The 19,645-nt window shown below is 72.3% G+C and carries 11 protein-coding genes; 4 read left to right on the forward strand and 7 right to left on the reverse strand.

All coding sequences use genetic code 11. The features are described from left to right. Positions 1-66 precede the first annotated feature (66 nt). Together LV79_RS31860 and LV79_RS31865 are read right to left on the reverse strand one after the other, a co-directional pair. The gene (locus tag LV79_RS31860; protein WP_253842023.1) at positions 67-339 is read right to left on the reverse strand and encodes an acyl carrier protein; all 273 of its coding nucleotides are present in this window, start codon (positions 337-339) and stop codon (positions 67-69) included. Beyond that, the gene (locus LV79_RS31865; RefSeq protein WP_253842024.1) at positions 336-1,742 is read right to left on the reverse strand and encodes a class I adenylate-forming enzyme family protein; all 1,407 of its coding nucleotides are present in this window, start codon (positions 1,740-1,742) and stop codon (positions 336-338) included. The genes LV79_RS31860 and LV79_RS31865 overlap by 4 nt, the downstream gene beginning before the upstream one ends. Before the next feature lie 334 nt (positions 1,743-2,076). Here LV79_RS31865 and LV79_RS31870 point away from each other — a divergent pair, with 334 nt between their 5' ends. Continuing rightward, the gene (locus LV79_RS31870) at positions 2,077-3,150 is read left to right on the forward strand and encodes an alpha-hydroxy acid oxidase (RefSeq protein ID WP_253842025.1); all 1,074 of its coding nucleotides are present in this window, start codon (positions 2,077-2,079) and stop codon (positions 3,148-3,150) included. Positions 3,151-3,155: 5 nt separating this feature from the next. Here LV79_RS31870 and LV79_RS31875 read toward each other — a convergent pair whose 3' ends face one another. Beyond that, positions 3,156-4,082, reverse strand: a complete 927-nt coding sequence (locus LV79_RS31875; protein ID WP_253842026.1) for an alpha/beta hydrolase — start codon at positions 4,080-4,082, stop codon at positions 3,156-3,158. Positions 4,083-5,347: 1,265 nt separating this feature from the next. Between LV79_RS31875 and LV79_RS31880 the strand changes: the two genes are divergently transcribed. From LV79_RS31880 to LV79_RS31890, 3 genes are all read left to right on the forward strand, one after another. Beyond that, a complete protein-coding gene (locus LV79_RS31880) occupies positions 5,348-7,150 on the forward strand; it encodes a chitinase (protein ID WP_253842027.1) in 1,803 nt (600 codons plus the stop codon). A gap of 106 nt (positions 7,151-7,256) precedes the next feature. Further along, positions 7,257-7,754, forward strand: coding sequence for a hypothetical protein (locus LV79_RS31885; protein ID WP_253842028.1), 498 nt, complete (start codon positions 7,257-7,259; stop codon positions 7,752-7,754). 38 nt (positions 7,755-7,792) lie between these two features. Beyond that, positions 7,793-8,302, forward strand: coding sequence for a hypothetical protein (locus LV79_RS31890; RefSeq protein WP_253842029.1), 510 nt, complete (start codon positions 7,793-7,795; stop codon positions 8,300-8,302). Between the two features lie 6 nt (positions 8,303-8,308). On the opposite strand, the gene LV79_RS31895 is transcribed toward LV79_RS31890, so the two are convergent. The 4 genes from LV79_RS31895 to LV79_RS31910 all read right to left on the reverse strand — a co-directional run bounded on the left by LV79_RS31895 (position 8,309) and on the right by LV79_RS31910 (position 19,619). Next, the gene (locus LV79_RS31895; RefSeq protein WP_253842030.1) at positions 8,309-10,018 is read right to left on the reverse strand and encodes a hypothetical protein; all 1,710 of its coding nucleotides are present in this window, start codon (positions 10,016-10,018) and stop codon (positions 8,309-8,311) included. Positions 10,019-10,035: 17 nt separating this feature from the next. Next, positions 10,036-13,314 (reverse strand): DUF5682 family protein, encoded by a 3,279-nt coding sequence (locus LV79_RS31900; RefSeq protein WP_253842092.1) that lies wholly within the window; start codon positions 13,312-13,314, stop codon positions 10,036-10,038. A 402-nt stretch (positions 13,315-13,716) separates the two neighbouring features. Beyond that, positions 13,717-14,868, reverse strand: coding sequence for an ATP-binding protein (locus tag LV79_RS31905; protein ID WP_253842031.1), 1,152 nt, complete (start codon positions 14,866-14,868; stop codon positions 13,717-13,719). Beyond that, on the reverse strand, positions 14,865-19,619 hold the full coding sequence (locus LV79_RS31910) for a hypothetical protein (protein ID WP_253842032.1): 4,755 nt from the start codon (positions 19,617-19,619) through the stop codon (positions 14,865-14,867). The genes LV79_RS31905 and LV79_RS31910 overlap by 4 nt, the downstream gene beginning before the upstream one ends. Positions 19,620-19,645 lie beyond the last annotated feature (26 nt).

Raw genomic sequence — 19,645 nt, forward strand, 5'->3', positions numbered from 1 at the left:
GCGCGCCCGGGTGGGTGGGTCTGGGTGAGTGGCTCCGGTCGGCTGGGTGGGACGGGTGATCCCATGTCAGGACGCGGTGTCCGAACCGGACGCCACCGACAGCCGCTCGGCGAGCGCGTCGACGAACTCGTCGAGCGTCATCAGCGCGAGCGCCTCCATGTCGTCGTCCCCGAACTTGATCTGGTATTTGTCCTCGATCTGCACGGCGAGGTCGGCCAGCGCCAACGACTCCAGGTCCAGGCCCGCCGGTCCGAGGTCGGTGTCGCCCTCGACGTCGCTGACGTCGTAGTTCATCTCCCGCAGCGTGTCGAGCACGAACTCCCGCAACTGGTCCTTCATCGCTGGTTCTCCCTTTCTGTCGTGGCCGCGCGGGCGTTCTCGGCGGCGACGAGCGCCGCGGCCGAGCGCACGACCTTGCCGGTTGCTGTCCTGGGCAGGGCTGGGAGCACCACCAGCCTGCGGGGGCGTTTGAACGGCGCGAGCGTCGCGGTGAGCGCGGCGGTGACCTGCTCCACCTCGGCGCCGTCGGTGAGGCTCACGTAGGCCTGGATGCCCGCGTCGTGCAGGACAACGGCTTCCCGCACGGAGTCCAGGCCGGAGATGGTCTGCTCGACCTCGGTCAGGTCGACCTTGAGGCCGCCGATGGAGACCTGCGAGTCGAGCCTGCCGAGGATGGTGAGCAGGTCGTCGAGTTCGGCGGCGTCCTTGGTGCACAGCCACCCGTCGACGAAGCGGGACGGGTCCTGCGCGCCGAGGTAGGGCGAGTCGGCCATGGCGATCCACAGCTCGCCCGCGCTGACCCGCAACCGCATGCCGTGCGCCGGTTCGACCGAGGGCCACCGGGAGCCGTCGAGGTCGGTGGCGATCATCCCGACCTCGGTCATCCCGTACATCGTTCCCAGTGGGACACCGAAGCGTTCGCGGAACCGGGTCGGCACCGAGGGGCGCACCAGCTCACCTGCGACGATCATCCGGCGCAGCTGCGGGTGCGGCGCCGGGTCGGGCAGCGCGGTGAGCAGCTCGGCGTGGAACGGAACACCGATGATCGTGGTGGGCAGGTCGGACTCGGCGACGGCGGCGAGGATGCCCTCGGCGGTGAGCCTGCGGGGGAACACGAGTTCCGCGCCGGTGTGCATCGCGTTGAGCAACCCGCCGACCAGGCCGAGCACGTGCACAATCGACGACAGCAGCACGACCCGCTCCCCCGCCTTGGGGAACTCGGGCAGCCGGTCGTACCTGGCGAGTTCGGCGACGAGGTCCTCGGCGGTCCTGGCGATCACCTTCGACGCGCCGGTCGAGCCGGAGCTGAACTGCACCAAGGCGTGCGGCGTACCGGCCGGGCGGCCACCCTCCCGCGCGGACACCCGGGCGACGACTTCCGCGTAACCGCAGAGCCGGTGGCCCGTGGTCTCGGCCGCCTCCACCACGACCTGCGCGGCGACCCGGTCCAGCGCCCCGTCGACCTCGTGCTGGGTGAGCCGGTGGTCGAGCAGGCTGACCTGCGCGCCGATCCGCCAGGCGGCGAACAGGAAACCGATGTAGGCCAGGGACGGCGGCAGTCGCAATGCGACAGTGCCGCCCGCGACCAGGCCTGCCGCCCGCAGCTGCGCCGCGCGCTCGGCGACCTCGCCGCGCAGACCGTCCCGGTCGACCGGTCGGTCCAGCCGCACGCAGACCGCGTCGCCCGGCCCGCCGAGCAGCACGTCGTCGACCCATTCCGGGTTCACCGCAGGCTGATTCACCAGCGGAAGATCCACGCCCGCCATTGGTTCCTTCACATTTTTTTGCTAGGCCGATCGCCGTAGCGAGAGTCCATTAGCCGCCCTGGCTGGCTGAACAATCGCATACCGGCTCAACGGGAGTCAAGGTCGCCCAAAAGGACTAATACCGGTCTGCGCGACAGGCCCACTACCAGGCGTTCTCACTGTGTGCACAGGCGAATCCGACTACTCGGTGCGCACGCCGCAAGGCAATGAAACGCGGTCGGTGACCTGTGCTGGAAATTGCGGTCAGCGGATGACAGGATATGCCTCGCGCAATACCCCGAATGGCGCAAAGCGGTCTAGGAGGACCCCGGTGAATCCACTACACGTCGCGGACTACGCGGCGGCGGCGAAAGCCACCCTCGCGGGCGATGTGCTCGGCTACCTCGACGGCGGGTCCGGCGCGGAGTGGACACTGCGCGAGAACACCGCCGCCTACCAGCGGATCCGGCTGCGCCCCAGGGTGCTGGTGGACGTCGAGGCCGTGGACACCGCGGTGGACCTGCTTGGTTCGTCGTTGACCGCACCGCTGGGCGTCGCCCCGATGGCCTACCACCGCTTGGTGCACCCCGACGGGGAACTGGCCACGGTCGCGGCGGCGGGCGCGGCCGGGGCGCTGTTCGTGGCCAGCATGTTCGCGAGCACCGACCTGGTCCGGATGGCGGACGCGGCGACGGGTCCACTGTGGATGCAGCTGTACTGGCTGCGGGACCGGGGCGCGCTGCTCGACCTGGTCGGGCGGGCGGAGCGGGCCGGGTACCGGGCGCTGGTGCTCACCGTGGACGCGCCCAAGGTGGCCAGGCGGCTGCGGGACCTGCGCAGCGGCTTCACCCTGCCCGCGCACGTGAGCGCGGTGAACCTGACCAGCGAGCTGATGGCGCCCAGCCACGTCGCCCAGGCCGGGGTGTCGGCGATCGAGCGGCACTCGCGTGAGCGCTTCGACCCGACGATCACCTGGGCGGACCTGGCCTGGCTTCGCGAACGCACCCGACTCCCCCTGGTGCTCAAGGGAATCCTGACCAGCGCCGATGCCTGGCTCGCGGTCGAGCACGGCGTCGACGCAGTGGTGGTGTCCAACCACGGCGGCAGGCAGCTCGACGGGGTGCCCGCTACCGTCGACGTGCTGGCCGAGGTCGTCGACGCGGTCGCGGGTGCGCTGCCCGTGCTCGTCGACGGCGGCGTGCGGCGTGGGACGGACGTGCTGAAGGCGCTCGCGCTCGGCGCGGCAACGGTGCTGGTAGGGCGGCCGGTGTTGTGGGGACTGGCCCACTCCGGTGCCGCCGGTGCCGAACACGTGCTCACGTTGCTGCGCGAGGAACTGGAGGAGGCGATGGCGCTGTGCGGTCGCCCGACGACGGCCGATGTGGACCGGTCGGTGCTGGGTTGAGCTGATCACCCGGTGCGGCCGTCCCGGTCGGCATCGGTGAACGCGGCCCGCAACCTCGCCGCCGCGATCGCAACAGCCCTGGTCGCGGCGGGTAAGACGCCGAACATGGTGAAGAAGCCGTGCGCCATGCCGGGGAAGCGGGTGAGTTCGGTCGGCACGCCCGCCTCCGCGAGCGCGCGGGCGTAGGCCTCACCCTCGTCGCGCAGCGGGTCGTACTCGGCGGTGATGATCGTCGCCGCTGGCAGGCCGCCGTGATCGGTGGCGCGCAGCGGCGAGGCCAGCGGGTCCGCCCCGTCGGCCGGGTCGGCGAGGTAGTTGTCCCAGTACCAGGCCACGGAGTGCCGGTTGAACAGGTACCGGTCGGTGTTGTCGCGCAGGGACGCGGTGTCGGCGCGGTGGTCGGTGTTGGGGTAGACCAGCAGCTGGTGGACGAGGCGCGGGCCGTTGTCCCTGGCCAGCAGCGCGACGCTCGCCGCGAGGTTGCCCCCCGCGCTGTCACCGCCGACGGCGACGTGACCGGCCCAGTCCTGTTCGGCCACCCACCGGGTCGCGGCGTGGCAGTCGTGCACGGCGGCCGGGAACTTCCACTCGGGAGCCAGGCGGTACCCGACCGCCACGGTGACGCACCCGGTCGCGTTCGTCAGCCGACGACAGATGGCGTCGGCGGTGTCTATCGTGCCCAGGGTCCAGCCGCCACCGAAGAAATAGACCAGCACGTCGGTGGTCGCGGTCGCGGGGCGGTATACGCGCACGGGTACGCCACTGGCGTCCGCGTCGTACACCTCGGCCACGGGTTCCGGATCGCCCGCCGCGTCCTGGATGGACCGCAGGTCCTCGGCGCGGGCCTGGGCGAGGGTCAGCTCGTAGAGCGGGGTGACCCGCTGCCGCTCCCGCTCGGCCCGGTACTGCTCCACCTGGGGGTCCAGGGTCATGCTGGTTCGTCTCCCACCCGAGGGAGCGCGGCCGTCCAGGCTCGACGGCCGCGCCCGCTCACACCGGCCCGGGCCGCGTTGGCCCCGCACCGGCTCCCGCTCGATCAGTCGTCCCGCTCCATCACAGCTCGCGCACGTTGCGCATACCGACCCACCTCCCCCGAAATCCATCCCGCTCGAATTCCGCGTGAGCATATGGCGCCCCAGCTCACAGAGTCGATACGCCAAAAGGCGCCATCCCCCCACTAGGCCGAATGGACACTCTTTTTGTCCTTTAAGGATGATCAACCCGAATGCAGCAACCCCACTGCCCCATCCGGCCCATTCTCCGCCACCCCGCCCAACCCGCACCCCCAATCAGCCCAACCCGCCCTCCATGACCAGCCCCAATCCCCCCGCGCCCTTCTACGTGCCACCCCACCGTTCACCCCACGGCCACCCGCCCCCCACTCGTCGTATGTCCTAACACGACGATGACGTCCACTGTGTCCTTATTTACCTCCACATCGGACTCACCCCGCGCCCGGCTCACGGCTCACGGCTCACGGCTCACGGCTCACGGCTCACGGCTCACGGCTCACGGCTCACGGCTCACGGCTCACGGCTCACGGCTCACGGGAGCCACCCAATCGCACACCCCGCACCACCACCAGCGCGACCGTCGCCGACCGCGTCCGGCCGGACCCCAGCCCCCACCCTCTCCGGGGGGCGGCCCCGATGCCAGTCTACCGGGTGGGTCCGACAGAACCGGGGTTGTAGATCTTCGGAAAGGCCTGCTGTGGATAACTTTTGTCGCCCAGCGGAGTGACTTTGGCGGCGATCCACTGTGGAGCGAGCGAGAAGATCGGCAGGTCGGGGTGGTGGTCGGATGATCGGGTCGGCCACGAGTGGGGGACGGGTCGGGAAATCCGTTCCTGGGCGGGGTTGCCGAGGTCGTAGGGCGGTCGAAAGTCTTGGTGAGCAAGAGATGCGCGGACCCGGGGCGCCGGATTGAGCAGGCCCCCGAATCCAGCCTAGTGGCGTGGGGCAAGGCGAAGCGAGGGGCGCGGTGGGGGCTGTGGACAGTTCGAGGGGTTGGGGATAACCGGCCGCGGAACGGTGGCGGAAGCGGAGGGTGACGGAGGGCGGAAGCGGGGCTGACCGGCGGGAAGGCGGGGGCATACCGGGTGCGCGAGGGGGGTGTGGAGGTCTGGACAACCTTGGCGCATTGGTCTAGACAATAGGCAGCGGTGTACCCCTGCGCACCGCGGTTGAGGGAGGTCTTGATGGGTGTCGGTTCTCGACGTCGGCGCGGGCGGGTGGTGGTGGCCGCGGTGGCCGCCGTCGCCTCGGTCGTGGCCGGGGTGCTCGCCGCCGGTCCCGCGGCGGCGGCCAACCTGCTCACCAACCCCGGTCTGGAGACCGGGACCACCGCGGGCTGGACCTGCGACTCGGGTGCCGCGGTGAGCACCCCGGTGCACTCCGGCTCCTACGCGCTCGCGTCCACGGCCAGCGGCGCGAAGAACGGTCGGTGCGCGCAGACGGTCTCCGTGCTGCCCAACACCAAGTACACGGTGTCCGCGTGGGTGCGCGGCAACCCGGTGTACCTCGGCATCACCGGCGGCGGCTCCACCTGGACCGCCGCGGCGAACTACACGCAGTTGTCCCTGTCGTTCACCAGCACCGCCACCCAGACCTCCGCCGAGCTCTACGTGCACGGGTGGTACGGCGCGGGCACGTTCAACGTCGACGACCTCGTCCTCGACGGCCCCGGCGGTGGCGGCGACAACCCCGGCGGCGGAGCCCCCAGCGCGCCGGGCAACCCGACCGTCGGCGCGGTCACCGGGAACTCGATCGCGCTGTCGTGGGGCGCGGCCACCGGGACCGTCACCGGCTACAAGGTCTACGAGGGGTCGGCGCTCAAGGCGACGGTCACCGGGACCTCGGCGACGGTCAGCGGTCTGCAGGCGTGCACCACGCACGGTTTCGCGGTGACGGCCTACAACGACAAGGGCGAGTCGGCGCGCAGCCAGGAGGCGTCGGGCACCACCACCGGCTGCCCGGACACCGGCCTGCCCAAGCACGCGCTGATCGGCTACCTGCACGCCAGCTTCGCCAACGGGTCCGGTTACATCAAGATGGCCGACGTCCCGGACAGCTGGGACATCATCAACCTGTCCTTCGGCGAGCCGACCTCGGTGACCTCCGGCGACATCCGGTTCACCCAGTGCCCGGTCGCCGAGTGCCCGTCGGTGGAGAGCGAGGCGGACTTCATCGCCGCGATCCGCGCGAAGCAGGCCAAGGGCAAGAAGGTGCTGATCTCCATCGGCGGCCAGAACGGCCAGGTGCAGCTGACCTCGACGGCGGCGCGGGACAAGTTCGTCTCGTCGGTCTCGGCGATCATCGACAAGTACGGCCTCGACGGGCTCGACGTCGACTTCGAGGGCCATTCGCTGTACCTGAACGCCGGTGACAAGGACTTCCGGAACCCGACCACGCCGGTCGTGGTGAACCTGATCGCGGCGCTCAAGACGCTGAAGGCCAAGTACGGCGCCAAGTTCGTGCTGACGATGGCCCCGGAGACCTTCTTCGTCCAGGTCGGCTACCAGTTCTACGGCGGCACCAGCGCGGGCGACAACCGCACCGGGTCGTACCTGCCGGTCATCCACGCGCTACGCGACGCGCTGACCGTGCTGCACGTGCAGGACTACAACTCCGGCTCGGTCACCGGCCTGGACAACCAGTGGCACTCGATGGGCAACGCGGACTTCCACATCGCGATGACCGACATGCTCAAGGCCGGGTTCCCGGTGGCCAACACCGGGTTCACCTTCCCCGGCCTGCGCGACGACCAGCTCGGCTTCGGTGTTCCCGCCGCGGTCAGCGCCGGGGGTGGGCACACCGCGCCCGCCGCCGTCCAGCAGGCGTTGACGTGCCTGGTCAAGGGGCAGAGTTGTGGGAGCTACACGCTGCGCGGCGGCACGTCGCCGAACCTGCGTGGGCTGATGACCTGGTCGATCAACTGGGACCGGTACTACAACTGGGAGTTCCAGAACGCGCACCGGCCGTTCCTCAACTCCCTGCCGTAGCGGGTGAACCGGCAGTGGCCCGCCCCTCGTGCCCGGGGTGGGCCACTGCCTTGTCCGCGCCCAGGACGCAGCCGCCCTGTCGGTGTTCCGTGGTACCCATGGAGCCATGACACCCCGACGGCGGCGGCGAGCGGCCCAGGCGGTGGTCGCGGTGGTGGTCGCCGCGCTCGCCGTCGGGCTGGTGCTGCTGTTCGGTCCACGGGCGTTGGTGCTGTCGGGCTACACCGGGGAACCGGGCACGGTCGCGGTGTCCGAGTGCGGCCCTCGGGTCTGCCAGGGCGAGTTCACCCCGGATGACGCGCTCGAGCCCGCGACCAGGGTGACGGTGGGCGACGTGTACGGCATCGCCCCGGGGCAGCGGATCACCGTCTACCGGGACGGCGCGACGGTCAACCAGCGCGCGGGGTGGCGGCTGGTGCTGATGCTCAGCGCGTTGCTCATCGGCGTCGCCGCGTTGGGGGTGATCGCGGTGTCGTTGTGGGTGCGGGCGGTGCGGCGGGAACCGTGGGGCACGTGGGAGGTGCTCGGTCGCGGGTTCACGACCGCGTTGGGGGTAGGTATCCCGCTGTTGGTGCTTGCCCTGGTGCTGTACCTGCTCCGGTGAGGCCGCATACTCCGCCTACTAAGAGCGGGGGGTGAGCGGTGCTCAGGGTGGTTCAGGGTGTGGCCGCTGTCGGGTTCGCGGTGGGCGCGGTTCTGTTGTTCCTCGTGGGCTGGCAGAGCGCGTTGACCACGGCGGGCTATCGCGGGGAGACCGGCACGTACCAGGTCACCTCGTGTTCGACCAGGTCGACGCCGGACGGTGACGTGTACCGGTGCACGGGCGTGTTCCAGCCCGAGGGCTCAGCACAGCCCGCGGCCACTCTGGCCTTGGACCCGGCGCGCGACCCGCATCCGGCGGGGACCGTGTTGCCCGTTCACCGCGCTGCTGGTCAGGTGTTCCTGACGTCGTGGGGCATCGCCGCGGTCAGCTTCGTGTTGCTGCTGGCGGTGGCCGCGTTCGTGCTCGGCTTCGGCCTGTACCTGGGGTCCCTCGCCATCGCTGACGGCGACTGGCGCTTCGGCGGCGCGATGGTGTGGTCCCTGGCGACGTCCGCGATCGGGAGCGCGGTGGGTGTCCTGGGCGTGCTCGTCGCACTCGTGGTGACCTGAGTCAGCTCATGTCGCGCCCCCTGGTGGGAGCCAACTGAGTCGGACGCCCGCGCGGGCGAACTCCTTGGCGTGCACGGCGGCGGTCAGCCACGCGGTGGGGAACGCGTCGGTGGTGTCGGGGATGACGCGGCCGAAGGGGTCTCTGGCACGGTCGCGGGCCGTGGTGGTGAGGGTGTCGAGCAGGGCGGCGGTGGCGGTAAGGCCCGCTCTGGCGAGGGTCGCGGCGTCGCGGGTGGTGGACGGGAGCGCGGCGACGGGGCGACCACCGAGGACCACGCGCTCGACGACGGTCGCGAGCAGGCCGGATGGTGGTGGATCGGCATGGGGCGCGGGCAGCGCGGAACTGGGTTGTCCCGGCGGTAGGTGGGAGCGTTGCAGGCGGTCGAGGGTGAGGTCGACGTGACCGTTGACAGCCAGTTCCCCGGCGGTGGCCAAGGCGATGGCGGTGGTGGGGCGGTCTGGCACCAGGCGGGCGACGACGCGCAGCGGCATCCCCGGGCGTTCGCCGAGGAGCCGGAGGTTGTCCCTGGCCGCGTCGGTGGCGCCGAGCAGGTCGATGTCTCCGGTCTCCAGGGTCAGGCGGAGTGCCGTCTGGGTCGCGCCGCTCACGGCACCGGTGAGGAACAGCAGGTCCTGCTCGGTGTGGAAGGCGCGGGTGAGTTGGTCGGCCAGCGGTTCGTCCCACAGGGCCGAGAGCGGGTCATCGGCCCACCCGGCACCGGCCGCCGCGACGGCGCGCACCGCTTTGCCCGCGCCGAGTCGGCGATCCGCGGCGGCGGTCGCCCCGGAGAGCACCAAGCCCGCACGGCCCAGCTTGCGGTGGGTGAGCCCGGTCTCCCCCATGGCCACTGGCCCGTCCGCTGCGATGGGGATCCGTTCAGCGCCACCGGGGTAGATCGACGGAACAGTCCACAGTGTCCGGTCGGCGTCGACCAGGTGGGTGACCACGCCCGCGTACCCGGAGGAGGTGATCACAGCCTCCGTGCACAGCCCGTACAACCGCAACGCGCCGATCGGCTGGTACTCCCGCCGCGCGACCCCCCGCAGGGCCGCCGGGTCGCCGAACCCGGATCGCAGGTCGTGGCAGACGAGCATGACCTCGGCGAGGTCGTCGGCGAGGGTCTCCCGGTCGAACGACGACGCACCGGCCTTGGCCGCCGCGAGCCCGGTCGCGATCCGCACCCCACCGGCGGCCGCCCGGTGCAGGCCGACCAACTTCGCCCCGTGCACGGCCCGCAGCAGCTCGCTGCGCACCACGGCCCCGCTCCCGGTGACGCCGACCCGCAGGATCTCCGCGCACGCGGACCACAACGCGTCCACGGCCTCCCGCTCGCCGCGCCGCTCCCCCACCTCTGTCGCGACCACCTGGGCTGGGGCCACCTGGGCTGGGACCGCCTCAGGCGCGACAACCTCCGCCTGTGTCTCGATCTCCTGGTCTGACACGGAGGCCGCGGCAACGGCGATCCCCCGGTGCAGGCACTTCGGCGCCAGGAGGCACGAGCACACGAGGTCGTCAGCACTGACCAAGACTCCACTGTGGAGCGTCCAGGTCAGGACGGTGTCGGCGTCGATATCAACGCGCGCCGCGTCTCCCGCGACGTCGACCCGCCACTCCCCCACGCGCTCCACCGCGGCGTCGATCCGCTTGCGCAACCGCGGCGGCAACGCGTCGAGCACCGCGGGCACCACACCCGGCATCACCGGTGGAACAGTCACTGCCCCTCTTCCCCCAGTCATGCGCGGACCTTGTCGCCGACCCAGGTGGCCAGTTCGAGCGGGCTGAGCGCGGCGATCGGCATCCCGGCGGCCACCAGGCCCGCCGCGACGGCGGTGGAGTACCGGGCAGCGCCAGTGTCGTCGAGACTCGCGCAGCCCAGGACCGAGACGCCGGTGGCGACGAGGTCCTTGACCTGGGCGAGCAGCGGGCCGATCGGGCCGCCCTCCTCGAAGTCGCTGACCACGACGACCAAGGTGCGTTCGGGCACGGTCACCAGCGTCTTGGCGTGCCGCAGGGCGCCCGCGATGTCCGTGCCGCCGCCGACGCTGACCTCCAGGAGCAGCGCGAGCGGGTCGTCGACGTGGTCGGTCAGGTCGATGACCTCGGTGGAGAAGGCGAGGAAGTGGGTGCTCAGCGCCGGGACACCCGCGAAGACGGCGGCGGTGAGCGCCGACCACACGGTGGAGGCCTCCATGGAGCCGGACACGTCGACCACGAGGACCAGCCGCCAGTCGCTGGTGCGGCGGGCCTTGCCGCGGAAGACGGGCCGGTCGGGCAGGACGATCAGCCGACCGTCGTCGCCGCGGCGGGCGGTGGCGAGGTTCGCGCGGACCGTGCGCCGCAGGTCGAGCCCGCCGCCGGGGCGCCTGCTGGGGACGGGCAACGAGATCCCGGTCAGCGCGGGCCGCAGCCGGACGGCGAGTTGGGCGGTCAACTCCCGCACGAGCCGCGCCACGAGCGGGCGCAGCCGGGCAACCGTGGCCTCCGGGAGACCGCCGGACAGGGCCAGCACCGTGCGCAGCAGGTCGACCGAGGGGCGGACCGCGTCCGGATCGATCTGCAACGCCGCGTCGACCCGGCCACCCTCGACGGCGGCGGCCAGCACCTCCTCCCGGACCCGGGCGCCGAACAGCTCGCCCAATTCCTCGGCCCACTGCCTGGTGTTCGGGAACGGTGTGCCGCGCCCGCCGCCGACGCCGTGCCGGTCCGCGCCCTCACCTCTGTCCATTCCGTACAGTTCGTCCAGTGCGGCCGCGTACCGCCTGGTCTCGCCGCCGACGTCGTCGCGCGAGCCGAGGACCAGGCGCCATCTCGTCACCGGGGTGATCCCCTGGTGTGCGGCGGGTTCGCGGTCATCTTCCTGTGGTGGCGCGGAGAACTGGCCGTGGCGCAGGCCGTGGGCCGCGAGGACCGCCAGCGCGGCTTGCTCGGCCGCCACCCACCGGGCCATGACCTCCGGGTCGTGCCCGGTGTCGATCCGGGCGCCGGTGTGCTGCTCGACGACCGCCGTGATCCGCTGGCGCGGTGTGGGGCCGACGGTGGCGAACGCGGCGCGCAGGGTCGGCAGGCGGTCCAGGAAGTCCTGGTCGGCCAACGCCGCGACGCGGTCGAGCAACGGGGTCAGCGCCTCCGGGGATTCCAGCAGCGGCTCGGCTGCGGCCAGGCACCCGGTGAGGAACCCACGCAGCGTGTCACGGCCGGAGGTCGTGGTCGCGTTGTCGACCAGGGACGCGGCGCGGTCGCCCAGGTCGGTGGGCGGGAGCAACCCGAGCAGGACCCGACTGGCCGTCGCGGCACCGGCGATCAGCGGCGCCCCGTCCTCGGTGAGCCTGCGCAACGCGGCGGCCAAGCGCAGACCGGTGCCGTGCGCGTCGTGGCGTTGACCGAGTTCGACCAGGGAGCGGGCGTCGGCCGGGGACTCGGATCCGGCGAGGCCGTCGAGCTGGGCGACGGCGGCGGTCTCGAGGACGCGGGGCAGGTCGTCGTCGAGGTGGTTGCCGCCGGGCAGGTGGCCAGCGCGAAGTCGGTCGAGCAGGTCGAGCGCGGCCAGCAGGTCGGTCAGCGAGGCGGAGGCGGGCAGCACGGTCGCGGCGTCGGCCAGGATGTCGCTGACGAGGTCGTCGAGACCACAGCGGGCGGCGTCGGCCAGGTCGGCGACCACCTCACCGGCGGTGTGGCCGTCGCGATCGGCTCGGCGGGCACGCAAGCGGCCCGCGGCGGCGAGTGGGAGCGTCGCACCCCAGAGCCCGGCGACAGGCAGGGTGGCGGCGGTTGCGGGTGTCCACGTCGCGGTCCAGCGGGTCGTGATCGCGTCCGTCCCGCCGACACCGGCCGTGCTGGTGGACTCGGCGTAGGGGACACCGAGTAGCGCCAACCGGTTGAGGGTGATCTCGCGGCGGGCGTCACGGTCAGAGCGCGCTGGGTCGAGCCGCAGTTCGACCGTGTCGCGGCTGTCTGGTCCTGGCAGCCGGAGTTCGGCGAGCAGCGCTTCGACGGACGGCGCCAGACCGGACCTGGGTGTTCCTGGGGCGAGGCCACCCGTGCGCTTGCCGACCAGGACGTCACCGGCGGCCTTGGCCACGACCCGCCCGCGACCGAGGGGGTCGGCGTGGGTGAGCACGGTCTGGATCGCCTCGACCACCTCGCTGCGGCCGGGGGCGGGCAGGCCACGCAACCGGGCGAGGTCGACCGACAGGCGCAGCGCCTCGCGGGCCTCGCCCGGACCCGCCGGGTGGCCGAGTTCGCGGACCCGGACGCAGACCCGCACGATCACCGCCGCCGCGGCGGCCTCAACCCCACCTGGATCACCGGCGGCGGCGAGGACCGCTTGCTGCCACTCGGGATCGCGGATCCCGGCCGGGTAGCCGGATCGTTCGTCGAGCATCGCGAAGGTGTAGGGCACCAGCGAGGTGATGACCTCACGCTGGCTGGCGGGCTCCTGCTCGACCGGATCACCGCCGAGCAGGGCGGCCGCGTGGTACGAGCCGATGACAGCCGCGCACGCCCGTCCACCGGTCTCGGCGATGACCTGCCGCATCCACGCTTCCCGACGCAGGTCGAACGGGTCGACGGAACCGTCGGTGCGCAACGCCCACCCGACGTAGAGCGCGGCCCGGCGGATCGCCTCCGGCGTCTGCCCCGGGGCGGCGGCTTCCACCAGCCGGTCCCACAGGTCGTCGTGGTCGCGGCCGGTCACCTTCCGCCGCAACGCATCGGCCAACGGCGTCGCCTCGGCCTGTCGCGCCCGATAGCCCTCGCCGTGACGGGACAACGGGAGATCGCAGGTCCGCACCTCCACCCCCGCCTCGGCCGCCCACCGAATCGCCGCCAACTCCGGCGAGAAGTCGGCGAACGGGTAGAACGCCAACCCACCGCCATCCCGCCCGGCCCCGGACAACGCCACCGGCGCACTCAACCCCGGCTCAGCCAGGTGCGGCAGCCACTCCCCCATCTCCTCAGGCAACTCAACCAACACCACCTCCGGCGCGGCCACCTCAAGCAACGCGGGAACCACAGCCGCCAACGCAGGCGAATGATGCCGAACCCCAATCAGATAAGGCGCCCGGTGCCCCACCAACGCGTCCAGAGCCCCACCAGCCGAGCCCCCAGCCCCGTCCGACTCGCTCAGCACCATGCCCCCGCGACCTGACACAGTGCCCACACCACCAAGTGCCTCGTCCACAGGATCTAGCACTGTGCCGACACCTCCCACCACCGCGCTCGCAGGCTCCACGCCGCAAGACCGGGCAAACGGTGCAGCACAGCCATCACCCGGCGTTCCACTCGTGAGGCAAGCAACTTCAGTCCCGACCCAACACCCTCCAGCGACCCGCCCACGAGGCCAGGCATCGCGGGTGCGACGGCGGGTTGTGTGTCCACAGTGGCCGGTTTCGAGGCCGCTGTGGAGGGGTGGGGATCACTGGTCCAGGACATCGCGGAGGTCCCAGAGGCGGCGCCAGGTGTGGGTGCCGGATTCGGCGCGGCGGCGGACGGCGCCGTCCCAGTAGGCGAGGAGGCGGGCGGCGTCGGTGGGGTCGTCCTTGCGGACGACGCCGAGGAGGTGGCCGGGGAGCAGGGACAGGGGGTCGCGGTCGCTGGTGAAGTAGGCGTTGGCGAGGCCGAGGGAGGTGGCGACGGAGACCGCCTCGGCGGTGCTCATCACGGTGGTGGGGCGTTCGACGGCCCACCCCTCGACGGAGGTCCCGGTGCGCAGGTCGCGGAACGCGGTGACCAGGGCCTCCAGGACGATGTCGTCGATGGCGAACGGGGCGGCGACGCGGTCGAGCGCGGCAGTGGCCTGCCTGCGCACCAGCGCGGTCTCGGCGGCGAGGTCGCCGATCGGGCCGACGGCCTCGAAGTTGAACCGGCGCTTGAGTGCCGCGGACATCTCCGACACGCCGCGGTCGCGCAGGTTCGCGGTCGCGATCACGGTGAACCCCGGTGCGGCGTGCACGGTGGCGTCGTCGGTCCCGGACAGTTCCGGCACGGCGATGCGCCGGTCGGACAGGATCGACACCAGCGCGTCCTGGACCTCGGGCAGGCATCGCGTGACCTCCTCGACCCGCACCACACCACCGGTGCGCATGGCCGTGAGGACCGGCGAAGGCACCAACGCGCGGGCACTCGGACCCTCGGCGAGCAGCAGCGCGTAGTTCCAGCCATAGCGCAGCTGGTCCTCCGTGGTGCCCGCTGTTCCCTGGACCACGAGCTGGCTGGTGCCCGACACGGCGGCGGCGAGCAGTTCGGAGAGCATGGACTTGGCCGTGCCCGGCTCGCCGACCAGCAGCAGCCCCCGTTCCCCGGCCAGGGTGATCACGGCGCGTTCCACCAGGGCGCGTTCACCCACGAACTTCGGGCTGATCGTCATCCGCGCGGGCAGCCCGGCGACCTTGTCGGGCAAGGTCAACGCGTCGCTGCCCATCACGAAGGTGACGGCGGCCCTGGGGGTGAGCAGCCAGCCCGGCGGCTTGCGCCCGCTGTCGTAGGCGGCGAGGAACGCCAGCTCGTCGCGGAAGGCGTCCTCGGCGGGCTCGACCTGCCGCCCGCTCGTGGTCTGCTGGTCGGTCATCGCCGCCGCCCGGTGCGGAGTTCCTCGTAGCCGGGGGCGTCGCCGGTGGTGACCCGGTTCCACGCCCTGGCGAACAGGTCGGCGAGGGGTTCCCGGGCGGCGACCACGCTCGCCGGGGTGTCGGTGAAGCCGAACATCGGGGTTTTCCACGTCTCCAGGGGTAGGTGGGGCGCGGCGAGCACGAGCCAGCCGCCGGGGAGGAACAGGGATCGGCCCGCCCTGGCGCGTTTCGCGGTCACGACGAGGTCGGTCTCGGCGAGCGCGGCACGCGCCTTGCGCAACCGGGCGGGTTTCCACCCGGTCCAGCGGGCCACGTTGGTGTCCGTCGGGTCCGGTAGAGCCAAGAGTTGGAGGTAGAGCACTGCGACGTCCTCATCCAAGCCGAGTCGCTCGCCGACCTCTTTCACCAGGTGCGGCACGGAGAACGCCGGGTCCTGGTAGTAGGAGTCGGCGTCGCCCGCGGGTGGCACGGCGCACGCGGCGGCGATGCCGTCGCTCGTGATCAGGTCCAGGGCGTCGACGACGGTTCCCGAGTAGGTCGTCTCCGCGACGGCGACCAGGAGTTCCCGGTCGTGCGGGCCGAGTCGACCAGGCCGCACCGCCAGGTACGACCGGTGCGCGCCACTGGTGATGCTGAGCCAGTCCCGCACCCAGACGGTCTCCGACGGCGCGGGCAACTCCACGCCCAGCAGGGAGCGCAGCGCGTCCGGGTCGACCACAGAGCCAAGTGAGACCGCGAAATCCGGGTGCGCGATCCGCTGTCGGATGAGGGCGAGTGTCTCGGGCAGGGTCGCGCGGTGCGGGGAGGCCGCGGGCAGTCGCTGCGCGAGCCACAGCAGCACGGGCGGGAACTCTTGCAGGATCGAGCCGTGGAACTCGTGCGGTGCGCGGCCGACCGGCTCGTCCCCGTCGGACGGCGTCGCGGCGTCGGTGGCGAGCACCGCTGGGTTGAGCGCGGCGACCACCCGGTCGACGGGACCCTGGATCGGGATCCTCGCCGCGTCGACGAGCAAGTCGTCGGGGATGGGCCGGGACCGGCCGACCGCCTGGACCCAGATCCGCGCCACGGCGTCCACATCGGGCCCGCTCGCCCACAGGTCGGCCGGGTCGGCGGGGGTGGTCGCGGCCAGCAGGCGACGGCGCAGGCCGATGTCGAGCCGCTTCATCCGCTGCCTGGCCGCCTTGGCCTCGGGGATCGACAGCCCCAGCAGCGCGCGGTCCTGGGCGCTGATGAACGTCGCCTGCCACTGGTCGACCCCGGGCAAGCCGCCGAGCAGGTACGCGGCTTCCGCTGTGCCCATCCCGGTGGCCTCGACGAGCGCGGGGACCGCCTCGGGACGCCAAGGCGCCGCGCCTTCCTGGTCCAGCAGGCGGAGGAACTCACCGATCCACTCGCGACCGATCGTCGACGGGATCTCCTGCCCGTCCCGCAGCGTCCAGCCGGCGGGCAGGTCGAACCGGCCGGGGTCCCTGGTGTGCTGGAGGGCGGTGGCGACACCGCCCCACCCGCCGTCGACCACGACGATGAATCCGTCGCGCACCGGGATGACCTGGTGGGGTTCCACCCGGGTCCGGTCCGGGGTGGCGACCCTGGCCCGCCGCCAGTGGCCGGGCTGGTCCAGGAGACCGCTGTCGGCGGTCCACCGCAGCACGTGCCCGAGCGTCACCCGGTCCGCCGCCGGGATCAACGGGGAGGTCGCGCGCTGGACGAGCAGGCCGAGGTGGGGCAACGCGTCGACCCAGTCGACATTCACCTGTCCCGGCAGCGGTCCGGCCACCGGCGCGACCGTCGCAGCCTGGAGCGCGTCGAGCACCGCGGGCATCGCCGTCGCGGCACCGGTCGGTCGACCGCCCCCGTACCGGCCGGAGTGGTTGAGCGCCACGGTGACCTCGTCTTCGGTCACTGCTGGGCCGTTGGCCGCGAGCCAGTCGCCCAGGTCGCGCGCCGCCCGCGCGGTGGTCGTGAACGCACGCAGGGCGATGACGTAGTCGGCCGCGAGTGTGACCACGCCGGAGACACCGGCCATCAGCGCCGGATGCGTCAAGCCGGGCAGCGCCGCGAGGACCGCCTCATCGACCCGGCCCCGCCAACCCGACATGGCGTCGACGAACACGCCGTTCGGCCCGGACTCGGGCTTGTCCCGCTCGCGCTCGGCGACCGCCACCTCGAGCATCCGCTCGACCGCGTCCCTGGTGACCGACCGCAGCGCCGCCGACCCGGCCTCATCCCGAGGCCGCAACAGGTGCCACCAGTGCGACGGCAGCACCAGTGGGGTCCCGCAGGCGTGGTCGGGGTTCTGCGCGCCGCTGGACATCGTGCCCAGGACCTCGCCGTCGGCGTCGATCAGGCGCACGCTGTGGTGCGCCTCGGCCACGGCGATCCGGCTGCCCGGCACGTCGACCAGCGCGGTCACCGCGTGGGCGGACCGGAACCGGCGCCCGTCGATCCCCTCACCGGTCCAGGTCCCGTCGGCCTCCCGCCGCAGCCGCCACCCGTGCAGCCCCGCGGCCACACCGAGCGGGCTCGACTCCGTGCCGGGGGCGGTGGGGCGGAGGTCGCACTTGACGAGGTCGACGCTGGCGCCCTCGGCGGCGAAGTCATCGATGAACGCGGGCGACCCGCGCCGACCGGACGCGCCGGTGGCCGGGTTGACCTCGAACCACTCCCACTTGGCGCCGTAGCGGGCGGACCAGAACGTCGTGCCGTCCCCGCAGGCTTCGCGCGGTTCGGGGACGCGTGTGTCGCCGGGGTGCACCGCGCGCTTGCCGGTGAACCTGCCGCCGCCGGGCACCGCGATCGAGGCGTACCGACCGGACGGGTTCCAGCCGGTGATCTCACCCGGCGTGAAGTGCCTGTCCGCGTCGTCGCTCCAGTAGGACATGACCTTGTCCGGACCGCGCCACGTCACCAGCAACGCGCCGTCGAACCAGTTCGCGATGGGGTCGTGGCCCCACCGGGACCGGAGCTCGGCCGGGATCCGCGCGGTGTGCTCGGCCAGCACGCCATCGGGTCCGATCACGACGAAGTGTCCTTGGCTGCCCAGGACCAGTGCGGGCCAGCCCTCGCCCACGATGCCGAGCGGGTGCGTGGCCCGGGTCTGGTGCGAGACCGCGACCTCGTCGAGCGCGGGCCAGCCCAACTCGTCGAGCAGCCCGGACCGCAGGTTGTGCTGGAGCGCGGCCACGACGTCGGTCCCGGCCAGGGCCTCGGCGGCCTCGGGTGCGTCGGTGAACGCCTCCGGTGACTCCAGCACGGCGAACTCGCGCAGCGTCGTTTCCAGGCTGTACAGAGTGGTCTTCGGTGCGGTGGCCCGCGCGGTGATCCGGGCGCGCAGTGCCGCGCGCAGACCGGGCACGAGCATCACGGCCCGCAACTGCTCGGCGTCAGCGACCTTGCCCCGCCCGGAGTGGCGGAGGTGTCGGACCACCTGCTCCCCCAGCGTCGCACCGTGCTCCCCGGCCGCGACCGAGGTCAGGTCGCGGCGCCCGGGGCTGTCATCGGCCAGCCACTGCGACAGGTTGAGGTCCAGCCCGTCCGACCCGAGCCGCAGCGGCACCCCCTTGTCGAGCAGGAGGTCGAGCAGGTCGAGTTCGACGTCGTCGCGGCGAGCGACCAGGGCGATCGGCTCACCGTCGGCGATCAGCCGCTCGGCCATGGCCGCCACCAGGGAGAGCAGAGCCTCGCTCCGCGAGGGCGGCCGCCAGTCGCTCCACCGCGCGGAGACGACCTCGGCCAGCCACCCCGCAGGCGTGGTCGACACGGTCGGGTCCGGTGGGCCGGTCAACGCCTCGGTGGCACCGGCGGCGGTCAGGATGTCCAGCCAGGGATCGAGGATGTCGCGCTGCCGGGGCACGAAGTCCAGCAGGCGGGCGCGGACCGCGGGCTCCTCGGCGGCCAGAGCGACGAGGGAGTCCCGATAGGACTTCCAGAAGCCGAGAGCGGCGCGCGACATCGACGCCGTACCGAGGATCTCCCGCAGCACCGCCTTGTCCTCGGCGCGCGGATCGGCTTTCGCTGCCTTGGCGAGGCGGCGCAGGTCCTCCGGCATACCCGCGTGCGGGGGCAGACCGCCCTTGACCCGCTCGACGCACAGCGTGCGGAACTGCTCGTAGGCCTCGGCGGGCGGGAAACGACGGGCGAGGTCCTTCGCGTACGCGGTCAACGCCTTGGCGGGCAGGACACCGGCGAACGCGAACTCCAGGAAGACCGCGCGCACCCGCTCCGCGTCGACGGCGAGGTCGTGGACCTGCTCGGCCTCGCGCGCCTTGCCGAACATCGTCGCCGCGTAGTTGACGTTGCCGTGGCGGAGGAAGATCCGGGCCGCCTCCTCGTAGAAGGTCGGCAGGAAGTGCGGCGCCGAGCGCCCCAGCATGGTCGCCAGCTCGGCGAACCCGTCCTTCGCCGTGCCCGCCTTCGACTTCGCCACCCGGTCCAGGCGCTCGATGTCCTTGACCAGCGCCAGCGCGTGCCGCGCGTTGCCCGGGTCGTGGATCAGCGCCCACGCCGGGAAACCCAACGCCGAGCGGCGCGCGACCCCCACGACCGCGGTGCTGGTCGGTGCCGTGAAACCGAGGTAGTCCGCTGTCAGGTCTTCGGCGACGCCCAGCACCTCGGGCACCAGCCGCACCACGACGCGGTCCTCCAGCGCCGGGTGCTCGTAGTGCCGGGCCACCAGGGTGTCCCGATCGCCGCCCGCGCTCCCGCCCGGCAGCACCGCCCCCGCGGCCACCAACGTGGCTTCGGTGCCCATCCGCCTGTCCCCCACCTCTGTCGTCC

This window comes from Actinokineospora globicatena (assembly GCF_024171945.1).
Lineage (GTDB): Bacteria > Actinomycetota > Actinomycetes > Mycobacteriales > Pseudonocardiaceae > Actinokineospora > Actinokineospora globicatena.

What these genes read in the sequence shown, in the direction of transcription:
- LV79_RS31860 (WP_253842023.1), bottom strand. Translation starts at nt 339, where the DNA reads ATGAAGGACCAGTTGCGGGAGTTCGTGCTCGACACGCTGCGGGAGATG.
- LV79_RS31875 (WP_253842026.1), bottom strand. Translation starts at nt 4,082, where the DNA reads ATGACCCTGGACCCCCAGGTGGAGCAGTACCGGGCCGAGCGGGAGCGG.
- LV79_RS31880 (WP_253842027.1), top strand. Translation starts at nt 5,348, where the DNA reads ATGGGTGTCGGTTCTCGACGTCGGCGCGGGCGGGTGGTGGTGGCCGCG.
- LV79_RS31885 (WP_253842028.1), top strand. Translation starts at nt 7,257, where the DNA reads ATGACACCCCGACGGCGGCGGCGAGCGGCCCAGGCGGTGGTCGCGGTG.
- LV79_RS31905 (WP_253842031.1), bottom strand. Translation starts at nt 14,868, where the DNA reads ATGACCGACCAGCAGACCACGAGCGGGCGGCAGGTCGAGCCCGCCGAG.
- LV79_RS31910 (WP_253842032.1), bottom strand. Translation starts at nt 19,619, where the DNA reads ATGGGCACCGAAGCCACGTTGGTGGCCGCGGGGGCGGTGCTGCCGGGC.